At 63.5% G+C, this 20,537-nt stretch carries 14 protein-coding genes; 7 read left to right on the top strand and 7 right to left on the bottom strand.

Annotated elements, in window-relative coordinates:
• Window positions 1-104 precede the first annotated feature (104 nt).
• Window positions 105-623 (top strand): class I SAM-dependent methyltransferase, encoded by a 519-nt coding sequence (locus LZ518_RS09355; RefSeq protein WP_249916538.1) that lies wholly within the window; start codon window positions 105-107, stop codon window positions 621-623.
• Window positions 624-629: 6 nt separating this feature from the next.
• On the opposite strand, the gene LZ518_RS09360 is transcribed toward LZ518_RS09355, so the two are convergent.
• Window positions 630-1,787, bottom strand: coding sequence for a phospholipase D-like domain-containing protein (locus LZ518_RS09360; protein ID WP_249915728.1), 1,158 nt, complete (start codon window positions 1,785-1,787; stop codon window positions 630-632).
• Between the two features lie 141 nt (window positions 1,788-1,928).
• Between LZ518_RS09360 and rpoZ the strand changes: the two genes are divergently transcribed.
• Window positions 1,929-2,270, top strand: a complete 342-nt coding sequence (gene rpoZ, locus LZ518_RS09365) for a DNA-directed RNA polymerase subunit omega (RefSeq protein ID WP_249915729.1) — start codon at window positions 1,929-1,931, stop codon at window positions 2,268-2,270.
• Between the two features lie 33 nt (window positions 2,271-2,303).
• Here the strand turns inward: rpoZ and LZ518_RS09370 are convergent, their stop codons facing one another.
• On the bottom strand, window positions 2,304-2,798 hold the full coding sequence (locus LZ518_RS09370) for a winged helix-turn-helix transcriptional regulator (protein WP_249915730.1): 495 nt from the start codon (window positions 2,796-2,798) through the stop codon (window positions 2,304-2,306).
• A gap of 127 nt (window positions 2,799-2,925) precedes the next feature.
• Here LZ518_RS09370 and LZ518_RS09375 point away from each other — a divergent pair, with 127 nt between their 5' ends.
• The 3 genes from LZ518_RS09375 to LZ518_RS09385 all read left to right on the top strand — a co-directional run bounded on the left by LZ518_RS09375 (window position 2,926) and on the right by LZ518_RS09385 (window position 6,083).
• Complete coding sequence (locus tag LZ518_RS09375; RefSeq protein WP_249915731.1) at window positions 2,926-3,243, top strand: CC_3452 family protein; 318 nt, start codon at window positions 2,926-2,928, stop codon at window positions 3,241-3,243.
• Window positions 3,244-3,366: 123 nt separating this feature from the next.
• Window positions 3,367-5,457 carry a RelA/SpoT family protein gene (locus tag LZ518_RS09380; protein ID WP_249915732.1) on the top strand — a complete coding sequence of 697 codons (2,091 nt, stop codon included), beginning with the start codon at window positions 3,367-3,369 and terminating at the stop codon, window positions 5,455-5,457.
• A 374-nt stretch (window positions 5,458-5,831) separates the two neighbouring features.
• Window positions 5,832-6,083 (top strand): hypothetical protein, encoded by a 252-nt coding sequence (locus LZ518_RS09385; protein WP_249915733.1) that lies wholly within the window; start codon window positions 5,832-5,834, stop codon window positions 6,081-6,083.
• Between the two features lie 48 nt (window positions 6,084-6,131).
• Here the strand turns inward: LZ518_RS09385 and LZ518_RS09390 are convergent, their stop codons facing one another.
• Window positions 6,132-6,779: a dioxygenase family protein gene (locus LZ518_RS09390; protein WP_249915734.1), complete on the bottom strand. Its 648-nt coding sequence runs from the start codon at window positions 6,777-6,779 to the stop codon at window positions 6,132-6,134.
• 54 nt (window positions 6,780-6,833) lie between these two features.
• A complete protein-coding gene (locus LZ518_RS09395; protein WP_249915735.1) occupies window positions 6,834-9,128 on the bottom strand; it encodes an NADP-dependent malic enzyme in 2,295 nt (764 codons plus the stop codon).
• 88 nt (window positions 9,129-9,216) lie between these two features.
• Between LZ518_RS09395 and mutS the strand changes: the two genes are divergently transcribed.
• Together mutS and LZ518_RS09405 are read left to right on the top strand one after the other, a co-directional pair.
• Window positions 9,217-11,823, top strand: coding sequence for a DNA mismatch repair protein MutS (gene mutS / locus LZ518_RS09400; protein WP_249915736.1), 2,607 nt, complete (start codon window positions 9,217-9,219; stop codon window positions 11,821-11,823).
• On the top strand, window positions 11,823-14,552 hold the full coding sequence (locus LZ518_RS09405; RefSeq protein WP_249915737.1) for a [protein-PII] uridylyltransferase: 2,730 nt from the start codon (window positions 11,823-11,825) through the stop codon (window positions 14,550-14,552). The genes mutS and LZ518_RS09405 overlap by 1 nt, the downstream gene beginning before the upstream one ends.
• A gap of 58 nt (window positions 14,553-14,610) precedes the next feature.
• On the opposite strand, the gene LZ518_RS09410 is transcribed toward LZ518_RS09405, so the two are convergent.
• The 3 genes from LZ518_RS09410 to thrS all read right to left on the bottom strand — a co-directional run bounded on the left by LZ518_RS09410 (window position 14,611) and on the right by thrS (window position 20,482).
• Entirely contained in the window at window positions 14,611-17,586 is a 2,976-nt protein-coding gene (locus LZ518_RS09410; RefSeq protein WP_249916539.1) for a TonB-dependent receptor, read from the bottom strand.
• Between the two features lie 203 nt (window positions 17,587-17,789).
• Window positions 17,790-18,335: a translation initiation factor IF-3 gene (gene infC, locus LZ518_RS09415; RefSeq protein WP_431358235.1), complete on the bottom strand. Its 546-nt coding sequence runs from the start codon at window positions 18,333-18,335 to the stop codon at window positions 17,790-17,792.
• 128 nt (window positions 18,336-18,463) lie between these two features.
• Window positions 18,464-20,482 carry a threonine--tRNA ligase gene (thrS, locus tag LZ518_RS09420; RefSeq protein ID WP_249915738.1) on the bottom strand — a complete coding sequence of 673 codons (2,019 nt, stop codon included), beginning with the start codon at window positions 20,480-20,482 and terminating at the stop codon, window positions 18,464-18,466.
• Window positions 20,483-20,537 lie beyond the last annotated feature (55 nt).

Raw genomic sequence — 20,537 nt, forward strand, 5'->3', positions numbered from 1 at the left:
GCGCCAACCAGTTGAATGGCAAACGCCGTCATGGGCTGCGCGCCGGACGCGGCCGGAAGAGTGCGAAATGGCAGTTTCTGCGCGGATTCCTGAAGCATCCGGTCATGGTCGGCTCGGTCATCCCGTCGAGCCGGATCCTGATCGACAAGATGCTTAAGCCGGTGGACTGGTCGGCGACGAAGCTGTTCGTCGAATATGGTCCGGGCGTGGGGACCTTCACCCGTCCGATCCTCGACCGGCTAAATCGCGACGCCAAGCTGATCGCGATCGATACCAATCAGGACTTCATCGACTATCTTAACGGCGACATCGACGACGACCGATTCATCGCGGTCCATGGATCGGCGGCCGACGTTGAGAAGATCATTGCCGAACATGGCTTCGACCATGCTGATTACATCCTGTCCGGCCTGCCCTTTTCGACCCTTCCACCCGGCGTGGGCGATGCGATCGGCGCGGCGACCGGCCGCGCCATCCGCCATGGCGGCGCTTTCCTGGTCTATCAGTTCAGCCCCAAGGTGCGTGACTTCATCGCCCCGCATTTCGAGCGGATCGACCGCGGGTTCGAATGGGCCAACGTCCCGCCCGCGACCCTGTTCTGGGCCTGGCGCGACCGCGACTAAGGCACCCTAGAGCCGGCCGAGGTTCAGCCGGCGCGTGATGGTATAGTCGGCCGTCGTCACCAGGAAGAAGCTGATCGCCTGAATGATCCGGGTCCACAGGCTGGTCCGCTTGCGGTTCAGTTCGGCGGTGATCGGCAGGCATTGCCCCAACTCCTGCTCGAAATAGTTGCGCAACAGCTGAGCGAAGACGGGGTCGTCGACCCGCAGCATCATTTCCAGGTTCAGATAGATGCTGCGAATGTCGAAGTTGGACGAGCCGATGTGGACGACATCGTCGAGCACCACCAGCTTGGTGTGCAGCTTGGTCGGCTGGTATTCGAAAATCTCCGCACCGCGGCGCAGCAGATTCTTGTAGGTGTATCGCGCCGCCGCAATCGTCGCGTGATTGTCCGATTTGGCGGCGGTGATGATCCGGGCGCGCTTTCGCTCGGGCCGGCTGATCCGGCGCAGGATTGCCCAGGTCGGCGCGAAATAGGCGGCGATCATTTCGACATCGTCGCTCGACAATAGGTCCCGGCTGGTCGCCGCGGCCCACGGCGAAAGCCGGGTCATCGGTCCGCCAAAGGTCCATTGCAGCTTGCCGTAATGCTCGCTGTGCCGCCGGATCAGCCGGTTGAGTGCACGGATCCTACCGCCCTTGATCGAAGACCAGCCGAAGAATTCGTCATAATAGGAAGCGAGCCTGCCCGCCGCGGATCCCTCGACCAGCAAGCCGAGATCGCGCCAGGCCCCCTCTTCGATCGTTCCGAAGTAGCTGTCTTCGACGTTAAATCCGCCGATCAGGACACGTTCGTCATCCGCCAGCGCCAGCTTCTGGTGGCAGCGGATCAGATAGCGCCGGCCAAGTGTCGGATGGAACCGGCAATATTTCAGTCCCTTGTCGATCAACGGCGTGAAATAATGCTCGGGCGTGTTGGCGCCGAAGCCATCGACCAGCAACGAAACGGCGACCCCCCGATCGAGCGCCCGTTCCATGGCGTCAAGGACCAGGCCGCCGGCCCGATCGTCGCGGTAGATATAATAGAGCAGCCGCACCGAACGGCTGGCGCCGTCGATCAGCCCGAGCAGGACCTTCAGCCGGTCCGGCCCTTCGGTCAGCAAGGTCAGGCGATTGCCATCGACCAGCAGGCCTTGATCGGTTGCTACTTTGGGCGTTTCGGCCATGCCAATGGTCTAGGAGGGGGTTTCACCTGCTGGCAAGGGAGCTGGCATCGACGTGAGCGACGCGATTTCATTGACTCTTGGGGTGCCAATCCCTATCTCGCCGCCCTCCCCTGCAGGCTTTACGAGAAGGCGAAAGCGACAATGGCGCGCGTGACGGTCGAAGATTGTGTCGACAAGGTTTCCAACCGGTTCGACCTGGTATTGATGGCGGCACAGCGTGCTCGCCAGATTTCGGGTGGCGCCGATCTCACGATCGACCGCGACCGTGACAAGAATCCGGTCGTCGCGCTGCGTGAGATCGCCGAAACGACGGTCAAGCCGAAGCATCTCGAGGAAGCGATCGTTTCCAACCTGCAGCGTGTCCGCGTCGACGAGGATGACGAGACGGATGAGCTGGCCAGCCTGAGTGAATCGGCCGAGGCATTGCGGCTCACCGCCGCGGCCCCGCCGCGCCCGACGCCAAGCGGCGGCGACTACGAATAAGGAAAAGGCCGGCGCCTAGCCGGCCTTTTTGTTTCAGCCTTTGTGAGGGTGCTTGACCGAGGCGCCGGTCGCCTTGTCGACCCACATCAGATCGCCCAGCTTCAGTTCGCGGCCGTCGTGGGCCTGGACGCAGATCCGCCTGACCGGCCTGCCTTCGACCTTGTCGGCGAGGAAAATCTCCTGGCAGCCGTGCCCCCAGTCCTCCCCCCATTGGCGAAGCGCCAGCACCACCGGCAACAGCGCCTCGCCCTTCGCGGTCAGCGAATAGACCACCTTGCGGCGGTCGGCCGGATCGGGACAGCGCTCGAGTATCTCTCCGTCGACCAGCTTGGCCAGCCGGTTGGACAAAATATTGCGGGCAATGCCCAGTGCCGCCTGGAACTGCTCGAAATGCTGCAAGCCATTGAGCGCGCCGCGAAGGATGAGAAACGCCCACTTCTCGCCGATCAATTCTACAGCGGACGGCAGCGGGCAGCGCAATGCAGCGGCCTTGAAAGCCTCGATGTCCGGTTCGGCCTTGATAGCCATATGACGATTCAACGCTGCACCTCTCCCGACGACCGTTATGCACGATCCAACGCAAAATAACAGTTGCAAGTTGCAACGCGCTACTGCTAGAAAGTTTCATCCTGAAACGCAAATTCCAGAGGTTGTCATGACCCGCTTCGCCACCCTGATTGCCGTAGCAGCGTTCGCCGGAACGCCGGCCGCGGCCGCCACCTATTCCGCCAAGCCGCTAGCGGCTCCGACCGCCACCAAGATTGCCGGCAAGGACATCGGATGGTCCTGCAGCGGCGGCCTGTGCAAAGGCGCGACCGACTCCAGCCGTCCGCTGATGATTTGCCAGGACCTGGCCAAGCACGCGGGACGCCTTGAAAGTTTCGTGGCCGACGGCCGGGCGTTGAGCACGGCCGACCTCGATAAGTGCAACGCGCGCGCTGCCGCGCCGACGGCGCTGGCCCACGCAAACTAGGATTCAATCCCCTCCCCGAGCCGCGCCGCACGCGCGCGACTCCCTCAAGGGACGGCTCTCCTCCAAGGGCCGTCCCTTTTTTCGCGCTTGCGAAATACATGTGCGCTACCCCACATTGTTATCGTGCTTAGGCAATATGAGCTGATCGAGAGGGTTCGGGCATACGACCCTGACGCCGACGAGGCGCTGATCAACCGCGCCTACGTCTTTTCGATGAAGGCCCATGGCGCCCAGGTCCGCGCTTCGGGCGACCCTTATTTCAGCCACCCGATCGAAGTCGCCGGCATCCTCACCGACCTCAAGCTCGACGATGAGACGATCGTCACCGCGATCCTCCACGACACGATCGAGGATACGGTGGCGACCCCCGAACAGATTGAGAAATTGTTCGGTGCCAATGTCGCCCGGCTGGTCGATGGGGTTACCAAGCTGTCGAAGATCGAGGCCCAGTCGGAAAATGAGCGGGCAGCGGAAAATCTTCGCAAATTCCTGCTCGCTTTGTCCGACGACATCCGCGTCCTGTTGGTGAAGCTGGCCGACCGGCTCCACAACATGCGTACTCTCCACCACATCAAGTCGGAGGAAAAGCGCCGCCGGATCGCCAAGGAAACGATGGATATCTATGCCCCGCTCGCCGAGCGGATCGGCATGTACGAAATCATGAACGAGATGCAGGGCCTGGCATTTCGCGAGCTTGAGCCGGATGCCTATGCCTCGATCACCCGGCGCCTGCAGCAGCTGCATGAGGCCGGCGGCGACCTCGTCAACCGGATCGGCCTGGGCCTCCAGCTGCACCTGTCGGACCACGGCCTTGAGGCCGAAGTTACCGGCCGGGAGAAGCATCCCTTCTCGATCTGGAAGAAGATGGCCGAGCGGCACATCAGCTTCGAGCAATTGTCCGACGTGATGGCTTTCCGAGTGATCGTCGGCAGCCCCGACGAATGTTACCAGGCCCTTGGACTGATCCACCAGCGCTGGCCGATGGTTCCCGGCCGCTACAAGGACTATATCTCGACCCCGAAGCGCAACGGCTATCGCTCGCTCCACACCACCGTCATCCACGATTCCAAGTCGCGCATCGAGATCCAGATCCGCGACAAGGCGATGCACGCCCAGGCTGAGCGGGGGCTGGCCGCCCACTGGGCCTATAAGGAGGGCCGGCCGGGCGACGACATCAAGGTGCCCTGGATATCGGACCTGGTCGAAATCCTCGACCATGCCGGCAGCCCCGAAGAGCTGCTCGAGCATACCCGGATGGCAATGTACCAGGACCGGATCTTCGCCTTCACGCCGCGCGGCGAGCTGATCCAGCTGCCCAAGGGCGCGACCCCGGTCGACTTCGCCTATGCGGTCCACACCGACCTGGGCGACCAGACCGTCGGGGCCAAGGTCAACGGCCGGGTGGTTCCGCTCCGTACGATCCTCGATAATGGCGACCAGGTCGAAATCCTCGCCTCGCAGGCGCAGCATCCGCAGCCGTCATGGCTCAGGTTCGTGGTCACCGGCAAGGCGCGGGCCGGAATCCGGCGCTTTGTCCGCCATAAGGAGCGCGACGAGACGATCGAGCTGGGCCGCAAAATCTATGATGAAATCGTTGCGCGCCTGCCCGCTCCGCTGGCAGGCGACGCGCTGAAGCGGGCTGTCAAGACGCTCAAGGTCGAGGACGCCGACGCGCTGATGGTCAAGATAGCCCGGCGATCGGTTAGCGATGTCGAGGTGATGGAGGCGTTGATGCCCGGATCGGCGGGTGGAGATGTCGTGCCGCGCCCGCTCGGCCAAATGACCGCCATCTCGATCAAGGGGCTGACCCCCGGGGTCGCCTACGACCTCGCCAGCTGCTGCCACCCCATTCCTGGCGACCGGATCGTAGGCCTCCGGCGCGAGGACGAAGGGATCGAGGTCCATGTGATCGGCTGCGACAAGCTGGCTAGCGGGGTCGATGCCGACTGGCTCGACCTTGCCTGGGGCGACCGGTCGGACGGCGGCACCGCCCGGCTTGTGGTGATCCTCAGAGACGTTGCTGGCGCGCTAGGCGAAATGGCGAGCATATTGGGCGCCAAGGGGGCCAATATCGTCAACCTGGTGCTGGCCCACCGCGACGGCAGCTTCCACACCTTCCACGTCGATGTGGAAGTGCACGACCTTGCCCACCTCCACAGCCTGATCGCCGCGCTGCGCGCCGCCGACGGCGTCAGCCAGGTCGAGCGGATTTAGCTCAACCGGCTAGCTTCGTTGGCTGGGCTCCTGAATTCGGACACTTGGCATGCCCGTCCCGCAGGAGGCGTTCATCGTCGAAACGGGCCGTTCGTCGCAGATCATATCGCTTTGCATAGTGGGGAGTCGGACAGAATCCGGAATGCTTCCATTCCATCGGTGATGAAACAATGACGACGACCAGATCCTTCGTTGCCCTTTTCGCAGCACTCGGACTCTGCACATCGGCGCAAGCTGAGACTCGGCGGCCTGCCTATTTTGGACCAATCGAAGATGGCCCCAATCGAACCTCGATGTTCGTAGGCGGGACGCTGACGCTGGGAGGCAACAACCGGACGCCGACCCGGACTCGCTTCGCAGTGGGAATCAGCCCAATGGCAAGAAACCCCGCTACGGCCAGCATACGCGTCGGCAATGGCATTGAATTTGCCTTTGTCGGTAATGGCGGACCATCACTTCAATTGGCTGGTTCGGATGCCAAGCAACTTTGGAAATCCGCCCAACTCAGTGGTGGCGGGAAAACTGCACTAATTGTTGGTGGTGTTGTGCTGGCACTCGGCGTTGGCGCGCTCCTCGTTGTCGACGCGGCGCGTGACGACTGTGGAGATGATTGCCACGAGCATTGAGACATCACCGGGCGAGCCCAGCAAGCGCCTTAAGCTCTGGACGTCAAATCAACCGACGCCGAGCACCACCGTCCAGCGGAAAGCCAACGCCTGCGGGTCGCCCGACAGGCGGTCGATCGCCTCGGCAATGACGCTCTGTTTGGGAGCGGCATTCTTCAACAGGAAATCGATGTCGTTGAGCGGCTCTCCGGGGAAATACATTTGCGTCACCAGCCGCTCGCTATGCCCATCGATCGAATAATGAATGTGGGGCGTTCGGCGGCCAATCGGCGTGTCATAGTCTTTCGGCTTGACCGAGCGGAACTTGAACTGGCCATCGCGGTCCGACGCCAGCCGCGCGAAACCCTGGAAATTGGGGTCGAGCGCCGCCGGATTGGCGGTGTCGCCGGGATGGGCGTAACGGCCCGCCGCGTTGCACTGCCAAATGTCTATCTGGGCGTTGCTAACCGGGTTGCCGTGCAGGTCGACGATGCGGCCGATGACGTTGATCGGCTGGCCCATGGCCACCCCGTCGCGGCCTTTGACTCGAGTCAGGTCGGCATCATGATCCGTCGGACGGACGATGGGATAGAATGGGCCAAGGTCCTGCGCTGACGTCGCAACGAGATTTTGGGCAACGAGATTTTGGGCCTTGGCCGCGGATACGGATGCAACTGCCGCGGCACCGACAACCAGGTGGCGCCTGGTAACGATCATGACGTGTCTCCCCCGATGGGAAGCAACCCGCTTACGCCCGCGAATCGATTGGCGCTATGCTTTCTTCTGCCGTTCCGGTGCCTGACGGATGGCATCCGCGCCGCCGCCGGCAAGAACCGCCAGCGTTACCAGGTCCGAACTGCTGGCTGTCATCGGTGCGATCTGGACCGGCAGGCTCATCCCCATCAGATAGGGCCCAAGCGCGACGTCCCCGCCGAGCGCCCGGATCAGCTTGGAACTGATGTTGGCCGACTGAAGGCCCGGCATGACCAGGATGTTGGCCGGCCCGGTAAGCCGGCTGAACGGATAATATTTCGCCTGCATCTCATGATTGAGCGCGACATCCGGCCCCATTTCGCCTTCATATTCAAAGTCGGTCTGCAGCGTGTCGAGCAGCTTCACCGCGTCACGCAGCTCGTCGATGTGGCGGCCCGGCGGGTTGCCGAAGGTCGTGTAGCTGATGAAGGCGACGCGCGGTTCCTGGCCCACGCGGCGGGCGAAGGATGCAGCGCGCATGGCGATGGCGGCATATTGCTCGGCCGTTGGGCGCTCGGTCACCGCGGTGTCGGCGATCATCACTGTCCGGCCACGAGCCGAGACGACGTGGATGCCGAACGGGGTAGCGCAATCGTCCTCGTCGATCACCCAGCGGACCTGCCGCAGCGACTCGCTGAATGGGCGGGTGGTGCCGGTAATCATCGCATCGCCTTCGCCCATCGCGAGCATCGCGGCGGCAAAGGTATTGCGATCCTGGTTGACCATTCGCTCGACGGCCCGGCGCAACATTCCGTGGCGCTGGTGCTTGGCGTAGATATAGTCGACGGCGCGTCCGACCAGCGGCGAGTTGCGGCTGTTGAGCACCTCATAGCTCTTCGGATCGTCGACCCCGAGCTCCGCCAGCTTGTCGTACACGTCCTCGCGCCCGACCAGCACCGGCGTACCATAGCCACCTTCCTTGAAAGCGATCGCGGCGCGGAGGACATTTTCCTCTTCGCCCTCCGCGAACAGCACGCGCTTGGGATTGGCCCTGGCGGCCTCGAAGGCCAGGCTGAGGATCGAGCTGGTTGGATTCAGCCGCGCGCGCAGGGTCAGACGGTAAGCGGCCATGTCGGCGATCGGCTTTTGCGCCACGCCGGTCCTCATCGCCGCTTCGGCCACCGCACAGGGAACCACTTCGATCAGCCTGGGATCGAACGGTGCCGGAATAATGTAATCGGGCCCGAACCGGTGACTGACGCCGCCATAGGCAGCCGCCACCTCTTCCGGGACCGCTTCGCGCGCGAGATCGGCCAGCGAGTGGGCGGCGGCGATCTTCATCTCCTCGTTGATGCCGGTGGCATGGACGTCGAGCGCGCCGCGGAAGATGAACGGAAAGCCGAGCACATTGTTGACCTGGTTCGGATAGTCGGACCGCCCGGTCGCGACGATCGCGTCCGGCCGCGCCTTCTTCGCATCGGGCGGGGTAATCTCGGGATCGGGATTGGCCATGGCGAAGATGATCGGCTGCGGCGCCATCGCCTCGACCATGTCGGGCGTGACCGCGCCGGCGGCGCTCAGGCCCAGGAAAACGTCGGCGCCGACCAGCGCTTCCTTGAGCGAACGCGCCTCAGTCGGAACGGCGTGCGCCGACTTGAACTGGTCCATGCCGTCGCGGCCCGGGTAGAGCGGCCCCTTGCGATCGCACATGACGACATTGTTGTGGGGAACGCCCATCGCCTTGATCAGCTCGGTGCAGGCGATCGCAGCCGCTCCGGCGCCGTTGACGACGACCTTGACGTCCTTGAACTCGCGCCCGGTCAGGAAACAGGCATTGATCATGCCAGCAGCAGTGATGATCGCGGTGCCATGCTGATCGTCATGGAACACCGGAATGTTCATCCGCTCCTTCAGCGCCTGTTCGATGATGAAACAGTCCGGCGCGGCGATGTCTTCCAGGTTGATTCCGCCGAAGCTCGGGCCGAGCAATTCGACCGCTTCGATGAAGCGCTGGGCGTCGGTGGTGTCGACCTCAAGGTCGATCGAATCGACGTCGGCAAAGCGCTTGAACAGCACCGCCTTGCCTTCCATCACCGGCTTCGACGCCAGCGCGCCCAAATTGCCGAGGCCAAGGATGGCGGTACCGTTCGAGATTACCGCAACCAGGTTACCCTTCGCCGTAAGCTCATAGGCCTTCGCTGGATTGGCCGCGATTTCTTCGACCGGCACGGCGACGCCCGGCGAATAGGCGAGGCTGAGGTCGCGCTGCGTCGCCATCGGCTTCGACGCGATGATCTCGATCTTGCCGGGCCGTCCCCGTGAATGGAAATCCAGCGCTTCGTCGCGCGTGAACTTTACGTTGCTCTCGCTCATTGGCTCTCCCGTTGGCGAGCCTTTAGCGGCCTTTTGCGCCAAGAGTCACCCTCGCTTGACGGCAACTTTGCCGCTACCACTTCGGACAATGGCCCGCGCCGACGATCCTTCGCCCAAGCAGACCCCGATGATGGCGCAATATCGCCGGCTGAAGGCCGAGGCGGGCGACGCCCTGCTGTTCTACCGGATGGGCGATTTCTTCGAGCTATTCTTCGACGACGCCAAGGCGGCGGCGGCCTGCCTCGACATTGCATTGACGAAGCGCGGCGAGGATGGCGGCGAACCGGTGCCGATGTGCGGCGTTCCCGTCCATGCCGCGGAGAATTATTTGGCCCGGCTGATCCGCGGTGGGTTCCGGGTCGCCATCGCGGAGCAGACCGAAAGCCCGGCCGAGGCGCGCAAGGCGCGCGGGTCCAAGGCTTTGGTCGAGCGAGCGATCGTCCGGCTGGTGACCCCGGGCACGCTGACCGAGGAAACGCTGCTCGATAGCGCCAGCGCAAACTGGCTGGCGGCGGTTGCAAGGGCGGGTGACGAATGGGCAATCGCCGCGGCCGACATATCGACTGGCCGGTTCGAACTGGTCGCCTGCGGCCCGGGAGAGCTGCCGGCCGAACTGGCGCGGCTGTCACCGGCGGAGACACTGGCTGCCGAAAAGGTGCCGGGGATCGCCACCACGCCCGGCAAGGGGGGCTTCGACAGCCTGTCCGGCGAGCAGGCGCTCAAGCAGAGGTTTGGAGTCGCCACACTCGACGGCTTCGGATCGCCGGGTCGAGCGGAATTGGCCGCGTGCGGCGGGCTGCTGGCTTATCTGGCCGCCACGCAAAAGGACGCAGTCGCCTTTCTCGCCGCACCACGGCGAATCGCGCGTGCCGAGCATCTGGCGATCGATCCGGCGACGCGCGACAGTTTGGAGATTTGCCGAACACAAACGGGCGCGGTTGCCGGCAGCCTGCTGGGCTGCATCGACCGATGCATCACCGCCCCCGGCCGGCGATTGCTGGCCGCCGACCTGTCGGCCCCGCTGACTGAAATTCGCGCGATCGAGGCGCGGCTGGCGCTGGTGCAGTGGCTGCACGAGGAGCCGATCCGCCGGGCCCGGGCGCGCGACAGGCTGAAAGCCATGCCCGACATCGGCCGCGCGTTGGCGCGGCTGGTAGCCGGACGCGGCTCTCCACGCGATCTCGCCGTGCTTCGCGACGGCCTTCTCGCGGCTGCCGCACTCCAGGCGGAACTGGAAGCTGAGGCGGACCGGCCGGACTTGCTGGCAACGCTACTCCCGGATCTTGGCGGCCATGCCGCCCTGACCGACCGGATGGGAATTGCACTGGTCGAAGCGCCCCCGCTCGATGCTTCCAAGGGCGGCTATATCGCCGAGGGGTATGACGCGGCACTCGATGCCCTTCGCTCGGCGAGCAGCGACGGGCGACGCGCAATCGCAGCGCTGGAAGCGCGATATCGGGAATCGACCGGCGTTTCGACGCTGCGCATCCGCCACAACGCTGTGCTCGGCTATCACATCGAAGTAGCGGCCAAGCACGCCGATCGATTGATGGCTGCGGATTCGGGATTCAATCATCGGCAGACATTGGCCGGCGTCGTCCGGTTCAATTCGCCCGACCTGCATGCCGAGGCAAGCCGGGTGGTAGAGGCCGGCGCCCATGCGCTGGCCGCCGAAGCCGCGCATTTCGAGGAATTGACCGCATTGGCCGTCGCCGCAGGCGTCAGGATCGCCTCGACCGCCGATGCCATTGCCAGGATCGACGTCGCCGCAAGCCATGCCGAGCGCGCGGCGGAAGGCGGCTGGTGCCTGCCTCATCTGACCACCCAGCCATGCCTGGAAATCGAAGGCGGCCGTCACCCGGTCGTTGAGGAGGCGCTGCGAAGCGAAGGCGAACCGTTCGTCGCCAACGATTGCGCGCTGGGCGCCAATGACCGCCTTTGGCTGATTACCGGCCCCAATATGGGCGGCAAGTCGACCTTCCTGCGCCAGGTGGCGATCGCTGCCTTGTTGGCGCAGGCTGGAAGCTATGTACCGGCCGCGCGGGCCAGGATCGGGATCGTCGACAGATTGTTTAGCCGCGTCGGAGCCGCCGACAATTTGGCCCGCGGCCGCTCTACCTTCATGGTCGAAATGGTCGAAACGGCTGCGATCCTGGCCCAGGCGACGCCGCAAAGCCTGGTGATCCTCGACGAGATTGGACGCGGCACCTCGACCTACGATGGGCTGGCGATTGCCTGGGCGGTGGTCGAGGCGATGCACGACCAGGTCAAGGCGCGCACATTGTTCGCGACCCATTATCATGAATTGACCCGGCTGGCCGACCGGCTGGAGCAATTGTCGCTCCACCATGTCCGCGCGCGCGAATGGAAGGGCGAACTGGTCCTGCTGCATGAGGTAGGCGATGGCCCGGCCGACCGCAGCTACGGAATTGCGGTGGCCAAGCTGGCGGGCCTGCCGCCCCTGGTCCTCGCCCGGGCCAAGGCAGTGCTGGCCAAGCTGGAAGCGGGACGCGATGCTACCGGCGGCATCGCCGCCGGCCTCGACGATTTGCCGTTGTTCGCCAGCCAGGCGATCGAGCAAGCGGAGACCGACCCGCTGAGCGAGGCGATCGCCGCGATCGACCCGGATTCGCTAACCCCGCGCGAGGCGCTGGAGGCGCTTTATGTGTTGAAAAGGCTGGCGGCGGAGGGCTGATGCGCCAGCCACCGCGCTACCAGCTTATTGCCGACCGGCGCGCGGTGATCGATCGCCGGGCGCTCGCCGAACGGTTGGCGGCGTTGCCTGACAAGGATCTGCAGGCGGAAGCCGGCAAGGCACTGCGCGAGGCGTTGGACGCGGGGCGTGCGGAAATTTCCCGGCGCCTGGCCCTTGAGCCCGGACGTGGACGGGTTATCGCCGCCTCTTATTGCTTCCTTGCCGACCAGATCGTGCGGCTGGCCTATGATTTGGTGACGACGCGGATCCACCCGCGGCCAGCAAGTTCTTCCTGCCGTTTGTCTGTGGCCGGTCTCGGCGGGACCGGGCGCGGCGAGATGGCTCCATTCAGCGACCTCGATCTGATGTTCCTGGTGCCGGAACGCGGCTCGCCCTGGTGCGGACAGGCAGTCGAGGCGCTGCTCTACATATTGTGGGACCTCAAGTTGAAGGTCGGCCAGTCGGTCAGGACTCCTGGCCAGATGATTGTCGCGGCCAAGGAGGACATCACTGTCCGGACCGCGCTGCTGGAGGCGCGCTGGATCTGGGGCGACGAGGAATTGCACGACGGTGCAATGCGCCGGTTCCAGACCGAAGTCGTTGCCGGGACGGCGCGCGAATATGTCGCGGCCAAGCTCGGCGAGCGCGACGCCCGGCACGAACGGATGGGCGATAGCCGCTACGTCGTTGAGCCCAACGTCAAGGACGGCAAGGGAGGCTTGCGCGACCTCCACACGCTCTACTGGATCGGCAAATATGTGTTCGGCGTCGAACAACCTGCCGAGCTGGTCGACCGCGGCCTGTTCAACGCCGCCGAATTTCGCCGGTTCGAGCGTGCCGAGCGCTTCTTCTGGTCGGTGCGCTGCCACCTTCACCTGATCGCCGGCCGGGCCGAAGAGCGGCTCGGATTCGAAATGCAGCGGCAGATCGCCGAAGCCATGCGCTACTCGGACCGGCCGGGAAAATCTGCGGTCGAGCGGTTCATGCAATTCTACTTCCTGAACGCCAAGGCGGTCGGCGACCTCACCGGCCTGTTCCTCGCCCAGCTGGACGAGCAAATGGGCGCCAAGGGCCGCCGCTTCGCGCTTCCGACTTTCACCCGCAAGCCCAGGCACCTCAACGGCTTCGCGCTCGATCGGGGCAGGCTGTCGATCCCTAAGGATGGTTGGTTCGCCGATGATCCCGTCCGTCTGATCGAACTGTTCGCGCTCGCCGCGCGGGAGCGGCTCGAGATCCATCCCAAGGCGATGCGGGCGGCGACCCGCGATGCGCGGCTGGTCGACGGAACGCGCGATGATCCCAAGGCCAATGCCCTGTTTCTCGACGTCCTGACCGCGCGAGACCGGCCCGATCTGGCACTGCGGTGGATGAATGATGCGGGGGTGTTCGGCCGCTTCGTTCCCGACTTCGGCCGGGTCGTCGCGCAGATGCAGTTCGACATGTACCATCACTATACGGTCGACGAGCATTCGATCCGGGCGATCGGGCTACTGTCCCGCATCGAGCGCGGCGAGCTGGCCGACGACCATCCCCTGTCGACCGCTCTGTTCAAGCAAATCGCGTCGCGCCGGCTACTTTACGTCGCGGTGCTGCTGCACGACATCGCCAAGGGCCGCGGCGGCGACCACAGCGAACTCGGAGCCGAAATTGCGCTGGAATTGTGCCCGCGGCTTGGGTTGGACGAGGCCGAAACGGAGACGGTCGCCTGGCTCGTCCGTTATCATTTGCTGCTCAGCAACACCGCCTTCCGCCGCGACGTCACCGACCCCAAGACCGTTGAGGATTTCATCCGCACCGTCCAGAGCCCGGAGCGGCTAAGGCTGTTGCTGATCCTGACCGTGGTCGATATCCGCGCGGTCGGCCCGACGACGTGGAACGACTGGAAGCGGCAGCTGCTTCGGACCCTGTTCGATGCCGCCGAGGAGCGGCTGAGGCTGGGCCACAAGCAGCGCGGGCGGCAGGAACAGGTCGCGGCACGGCAGCAGGCGCTGGTCGATGCGCTACCATGGAAGAAATCGGCCATACGTGCCCATGCCCGGCGCCTGCCCGACAGCTATTGGCTGGCCGAGCCGCCCGAATGGCAGCTCGCCAATGCGCTCCAGGTCGCGGCCGCCGAGGCCCATATTGGCGAGGCCGAACCGTCGGTGACGGCCCAGCCCGATCCGCTCTCCGGCATGACCCGGGTGACCGTGTTCGCGCCTGACCGGGCCGGCCTGTTCTACCGCATTGCTGCCGCGCTGAGCCGGGCGGGAGCCTCAATCGTCGACGCCCGGATTCACACGACTCGCGATGGCATGGCTCTCGACAATCTGCTGGTGAGCGACGGCCGCGGCAGGCCCTATGAGGACGGCAGGCTGCGTAAGCGGCTGGCCAACGCGGTCGATACTGCGTTGACGGCTGAGGCGGAGCCGCCGGCCGCGCCAATGGCCGACATTTCGGTGCGCGAGCAGGCATTTGCAGTCGCGCCCCGCGTGCTCGTTTCGGACAAGGCTTCGTCAAGAACGACGGTCGTCGAAGTCAATGCGCGCGACCGCCAGGGCCTGCTGGCCAGGCTGGCGCACACCATCCATACGGCCGGGCACGAGCTCCATTCCGCCCACATCGCGACCTATGGCGAGCGGGCGGTCGACGTCTTCTATCTGACCTCGGCTAGCGGCCGCAAACTGACCGCGGACGAGGGATCTGCGTTGCGCGAAGCCTTGCTGGCGGTCGCCCGCGCTCCGGGCTGACCGAATAGAAAAGGGCCCCGCCAATGGCGAGGCCCTTCCCCCTTTTATACCTTCATGCTCAGCCGCGTTCCGGCTCCGGCGGAGGCGGCGGCGGAGGCGGCGGAGGTGGCGGTGGCGGACAGCTGTCCGTCGCCAGGATCACCGAGCCGTCCGGGCAGGTCTGCGTTGCCGGCGGAGGAGGCGGCGGCGGAGGCGGCGGTGGCGGAGGCGGCGGCGCGGCCGGTTCCGCCTCGAACTTGGCGCGGAACGTCAGGCCCCAGGTGCGCGGTTCAGCCAGGAAGCTCGAGAAGATCTGCCGGCCGCCCGGATAGGCAGGATCGGCGAAATCAGCGGTTGTCGAAGTGGCACCCTCCTGGAACGGCGAGTTGAACGCGACCTGCTGATAATTTTTGTCGAACAGGTTCTGCGCCCACAGCTCGACCGACCAACGATCATCCCGGCCACGGACACCGATGCGCGCGTTGACAAGTGTATAGGCCTCCTGCGCCTTCTGCGGGAACAGGTCGGAGCCGGTGTTGTAGCTGCCGGAATAGCGAGCATCGATGTAGAACAGGCCGGACATCCCGCCGCTTCCGATCCGCGGCGTCCAGGCCAGCGAGCCGGTTGCGACCCATTCCGGAGCATTGGACACATGCTCGCCCGGCAGGCGGCGGAGAGCCTGGTTGAGCGGAGAGCCGTCGTCCCTACCGACCAGGTCGCCGCGGTACTTGGTGCTGGCATAGGTCAGGCCGGCATTGAGGCGCAGGTCGCGCATCGGCCGGATCGACGTTTCCAACTCGACGCCTTGCGAGCGGACGCCCCAGCCCACATCACTGTCGTCGCATTCGCCGCTAGATGCTGCTGCAGGATTATAGTTTGGAGCGCCGGTGAATTTCGATTGGTCCTCATCCAATCCAGCAAGGTCGCCGGTGCAGCCATTGATGTTCTGGACGATGAACACCGTGCCGTCGAACGTGTTCAGCTGGAAGTTCTTGAACTGCTGGCGGAACAGCGAGACGTTGAAAGTAAACCCGCGCGACGTGTATTTGGCGCCCAGTTCGAACGCGTCGTTGATTTCCGGATCGAACTGGAGGTTTCCAACCAGCGCCTGGGCGCCGGCCTCGCCCCCGAACGGGAAGATCGGGCTCTTCAGTGCCGAGCGATCGAGGTTGAAGCCGCCTGCCTTATAGCCGCGCGAATAGCTGGCATAGAGCAGCAGGTCGTCGTTCGGCTTGTAGGACAGGACGGCGGTTCCGGTAACCTTATGTTCCGACCGGTCGTCTTCGATGTGAACGTCATTCAGCTCTGACGTGTTGTTGCCCTGGCAGCTCAGGCCGATAATCGACCCGGCCGCTGATCTAAGTGCTGCAGGAAGGGCCAGGTTGGTCAGGATCGGCAGGAGGGCTGTCTGGTTCAGTCCGCAAGCCGTATTGTCATTGCCGTAATCTGCCTCAAGGTCCTTGCTCTCATGCGTGTAGCGCAAGCCCACCGTGACATCGAACTTGTCGGTCACGTGGAAGATATTGTGCGTGAACAGCGCCCAGTTCTTGCTGGTCTGCTCATAAATATCGCCGGTGCTGCCGACGTCGTTCATCCCATCAAGACGTGCGATCGCCGCGTAGATGACAGGCGACGCTGCCCCAAATGCGGGCGGTGTTGCAGAAAGGCAGCTAGGCGATCCAGGGCTGTAAAACGCTGATAGCGCACTGCCCGTGACAAGGCGACAGGTCGCGAAGCGGCCATAGTCGTTGCCGAACCGCAGCGAATCCGCCAGTTTCAGCTTCTCATGGGCGTAGTAGGCGCCGACCAGCCAATCGAGCTTGTCTTCAAACGCCGAGCCCTGCAGCCGCAGTTCCTGGCTAAAGGTGTTGAACTTGCGGAAATTGGGGTCCTCGTCCTTGCGGTAAAGGATGTCGACCGTGCTGAAGTCGAAATCGCCATTCTGTTCCGACTTGTAACCGCGATAGCCGGTGATCGAGGTCAGCTTGGCCCCGCCGAAGTCATAGTCGACCTGCAGCGAGACGCCGGCGTCCTTGGTTGTACCCTTGTAGCTGCGATCGGGGCTGACCCAGATGTCGCGATCCCAACCATTGTCGAATGCGCCGTCCATCACACCGTCTGCGGATGGATCAAGGTCTTTCAGCACATTGATGATGTTGTTGCCGTCGGGATCATTGTTGAGCGGCGGCTGCGCCTCCTGCGTCAGGTCGCCGATCTCGTCGTTGATGTCATTGTTGACATAGACGGCGCCGCAGCATTTCTCCTTGCGCCACGTATAGTCGCCGATCAGGCGAACGCTGAGCTGATCGTTCGGTTCGTAAAGCAACTGCCCGCGCGTGAACCAGCGATTGCGGTCGTTGACGTCGGTGTCATTGACAACGTCGTCGTAGAAACCGTCGCGCTTGAACAGCACCCCATCGAGACGGAAGGCCAGGCTATCCGTAATTGGTCCGGTAATACCGAAGGCCAGTCGCCGCGCATCGTAATTGCCGATGGTTGCTTCGCCATAGCCGCCGAACCGGAAGGACGGTTCCTTCGAGAAAATGTGGATGAGGCCGGCCGAGGCATTGCGGCCGAACAGCGTTCCCTGCGGTCCGCGCAGCACTTCGATCCGGTCGATCTCGCCCAGTTCGCTAAGGCCGATGCCCGAACGCGACCGGTAGACGCCGTCGATAAACACCGCGACCGAGCTTTCGAGGCCCGGATTGTCGCCGACCGTGCCGATACCGCGGATACGGGCCGAACCATTGGCTTCGGTGCTGGTCGAGGAAACCAGCAGCGACGGAGCGAGCTGGTTTAGTTGGCGGATGTCTGTGGCGCCGCTGTTCTGCATCTGCTCCGAGCCGACGGCGGTAACCGCGATCGGAACATCCTGAAGGACCTGGCGGCGACCCTGAGCCGTCACGACGATCACGTCATCGTCGGTCGAGGCGGCTTCGGTTGGCGATGGAGCGGATTCGGCGGCCGGAGTTTGCTCCGGAGGCGTTTCCTGCGCGAACGCCGGTGTGGATAGTGCGAGCACTCCGGTCGAGAGCAGCCACATGGACTTGCGCATCATTTATCCTCCCCATTTAATATTCTTGTTATTTGACTGTCAGGATTAATCCAGAGCGGGGCCGCTGCAAAGCAAACCGCTTCGACTAGCCGCCAAAAACGGCAGCCTTGCGACAGAAATGTCACATGTCGCAGCGCAACAAAGAAAAGGCGCGGCTGCCGTAGGGGCAACTCGCGCCTTTTTGAACCTAAATGGTTAGATATCTATTTTGGTGAGATCACCATCAGCATCTGCCGGCCTTCCATCCGTGGATGTTGCTCGACCTTGGCAATTTGTGACGTGTCCTCGGCGACGCGCTGGAGCACGGCCATGCCGAGCTGGTTGTGCGCCATTTCGCGGCCGCGGAAGCGCAAGGTCAGCTTCACCTTGTCGCCTTCCTCGATGAACTCGAAGACCTTCCTCATCTTCACCTGATAATCATGGTCGTCGATGTTCGGACGCATCTTGATCTCTTTGATCTCCTGCGTCTTTTGGCGCTTGCGCTGCTCGTTGGCCTTTTTCTGCGCCTCATATTTGTAGCGGCCGATGTCGAGGAACTTGGCGACGGGCGGATCGGCGCCGGGGCTGATCTCGACCAGGTCGAGGCCCACTTCCTGCGCCTGTTCAAAGGCTTCACGCGTATACATTACGCCCAGATTTTCGCCGTTCTCGTCAATCACGCGCACCTTGGGCGCCTGGATGAACTGATTGTAGCGAGGGCCGCTGGTCTGCGGCGGCGCCAGCGGGCGGCGCGGTGTGGGCGGGGGTATAACGCAATCTCCTAGAGTCGTTGGTTGTGGGCGCGAATTAAGGGTTTCGCCCCCGGATGAAAAGGGCAGGCGGGCGGATAAGCTAATTTTTGGCGCGGCGAGTGGCCGCCGGACGCCAGATTATTACTTTAATTCGGACGCAAGTCGGGCGGCATTGCCTCTTCGGTGAACTGCGCGACTGCGTCTTCCAGCCCGATCACTTTCTGATGTTCGTCGCCGCCGAGGCGGCGAACGGCCACCGTTCCTTCCTCCGCCTCGCGCTTGCCGACCACCAGCAGCAACGGAACCTTGGCCAGGCTATGTTCGCGTACCTTGTAGTTGATCTTCTCGTTGCGAAGGTCGGCTTCCGCCCTAAGGCCGGCGGCCTGCAGTCTGGCGACTACGTCGCGGGCATAATCATCCGCATCGGACACAATCGTCGCGACCACCGCCTGCACCGGCGCAAGCCAGAGCGGAAACTTGCCGGCATAATGTTCAATCAGAATGCCGATGAACCGTTCGAACGACCCGAAGATCGCGCGGTGGAGCATGATCGGCCGGTGCTTTTCGCCATCCTCGCCGATGTAGGTCGCATCGAGTCGTTCCGGCAGCACCCGGTCCGACTGGATCGTGCCGACCTGCCATGTACGGCCGATCGCATCCTTCAGGTGCCATTCCAGCTTGGGAGCATAGAAAGCCCCCTCGCCCGGCAATTCTTCCCAGCCGAAATCCTCATTGGCCATGCCCGCGGCGATCACGGCATTGCGCAGCTCGTTCTCGGCCTTGTCCCAATCGTCGTCGCTGCCGAACCTTTTGTCCGGCCTGAGCGCGAGCTTTACCGCATATCCGGCGAAACCAAGGTCCTTGTAGACCCGGTCGGCCAGCTCGCAGAACGATCTTACCTCTTCGATGATCTGGTCTTCGCGGCAGAAGATGTGGCCGTCGTCTTGGGTGAACTGACGGACCCGCATCAAGCCGTGAAGCGCGCCGTGCGGCTCGTTGCGATGGCAGCAGCCTTCCTCGACCAGCCGGATCGGCAGTTCCTTGTAGCTGGTGATCCCCTGCTTGAAGATCAGGATATGCGCCGGGCAATTCATCGGCTTCAGCGCCATTAGATCGGCCTTGCCCGACAGCACGGGGGCGTCATCGTCAACCGAGGGAATTTCGTCCGGGACGACGAACATATTTTCGCGATACTTGCCCCAATGACCGCTCTTCTCCCACTGACGGGCGTCCATCAGCTGAGGAGTCTTGACCTCGACATTGCCGGTCGCGTCGAGCCTGCGGCGGATATAGGCCTCCAGCTGGCGCCAGATGATGAAGCCGTTGGGGTGCCAGAATACGCTGCCGTGCGCCTCGGCCTGGAGATGGAACAAGTCCATCTCGCGCCCGATCTTGCGATGGTCGCGCTTGGCTGCTTCCTCCAGGCGGACCAGATGCTCCTGCAGCTGCTTTTTGTTGAGCCAGGCCGTCCCGTAGATTCGCGACAGCATGGGATTGTTCTGGTCGCCGCGCCAATAGGCGCCCGAGACATGGGTCAGCTTGAACGCCTGCGGATCGAGCTTGCCGGTTGAGGCAAGGTGCGGTCCGCGACAAAGGTCGATCCAGGCATCGTCGCCCTGGCCAGATCGATACATGGTGATCGGCTCCCCTTCGGGCAGTTCCATCACCCATTCCGCCTTGAACCGCTCGCCCTGCCTTTCGAACAGGGCGCGTACGTCGTCCCGCTTCCACACCTCGCGAACGAGGTGCAGGTCTTCGGCGATGATCCGCCGCATCTCCTCCTCTATTAGGGGCAGGTCTTCCTCGGTGAACGGACCGCGATCCGGCGCCGGGGCGAAGTCATAATAAAAACCGTCTTCGGTCGCGGGACCGAAGGTGATCTGCGTACCCGGATAGAGGCGCTGGACGGCCTCGGCGAGGACATGGGCGAAATCGTGCCGAACGAGTTCAAGCGCGTCCTTTTCGTCCTTCGAAGTGATCAGCGCGAGGCTGGAATCGCCTTCGAACGGGCGCATGATGTCGCGCACTTCGCCATCGACGCGCGCCGCCAGTGCCGCCTTGGCCAGGCCAGGGCCGATTGCCGCGGCAACATCCGCCGGAGTCGAACCTTCGGGCATTTCACGCACGGACCCGTCGGGAAGGCTGATCTTGAACATTTCGGACATGGCGCTTGCCCTAGTGCAGTGCAGCAAGCGCTTCAACTGCTTCCCTTCCCCGCGC

This window comes from Sphingomonas brevis (assembly GCF_023516505.1).
Lineage (GTDB): Bacteria > Pseudomonadota > Alphaproteobacteria > Sphingomonadales > Sphingomonadaceae > Sphingomicrobium > Sphingomicrobium breve.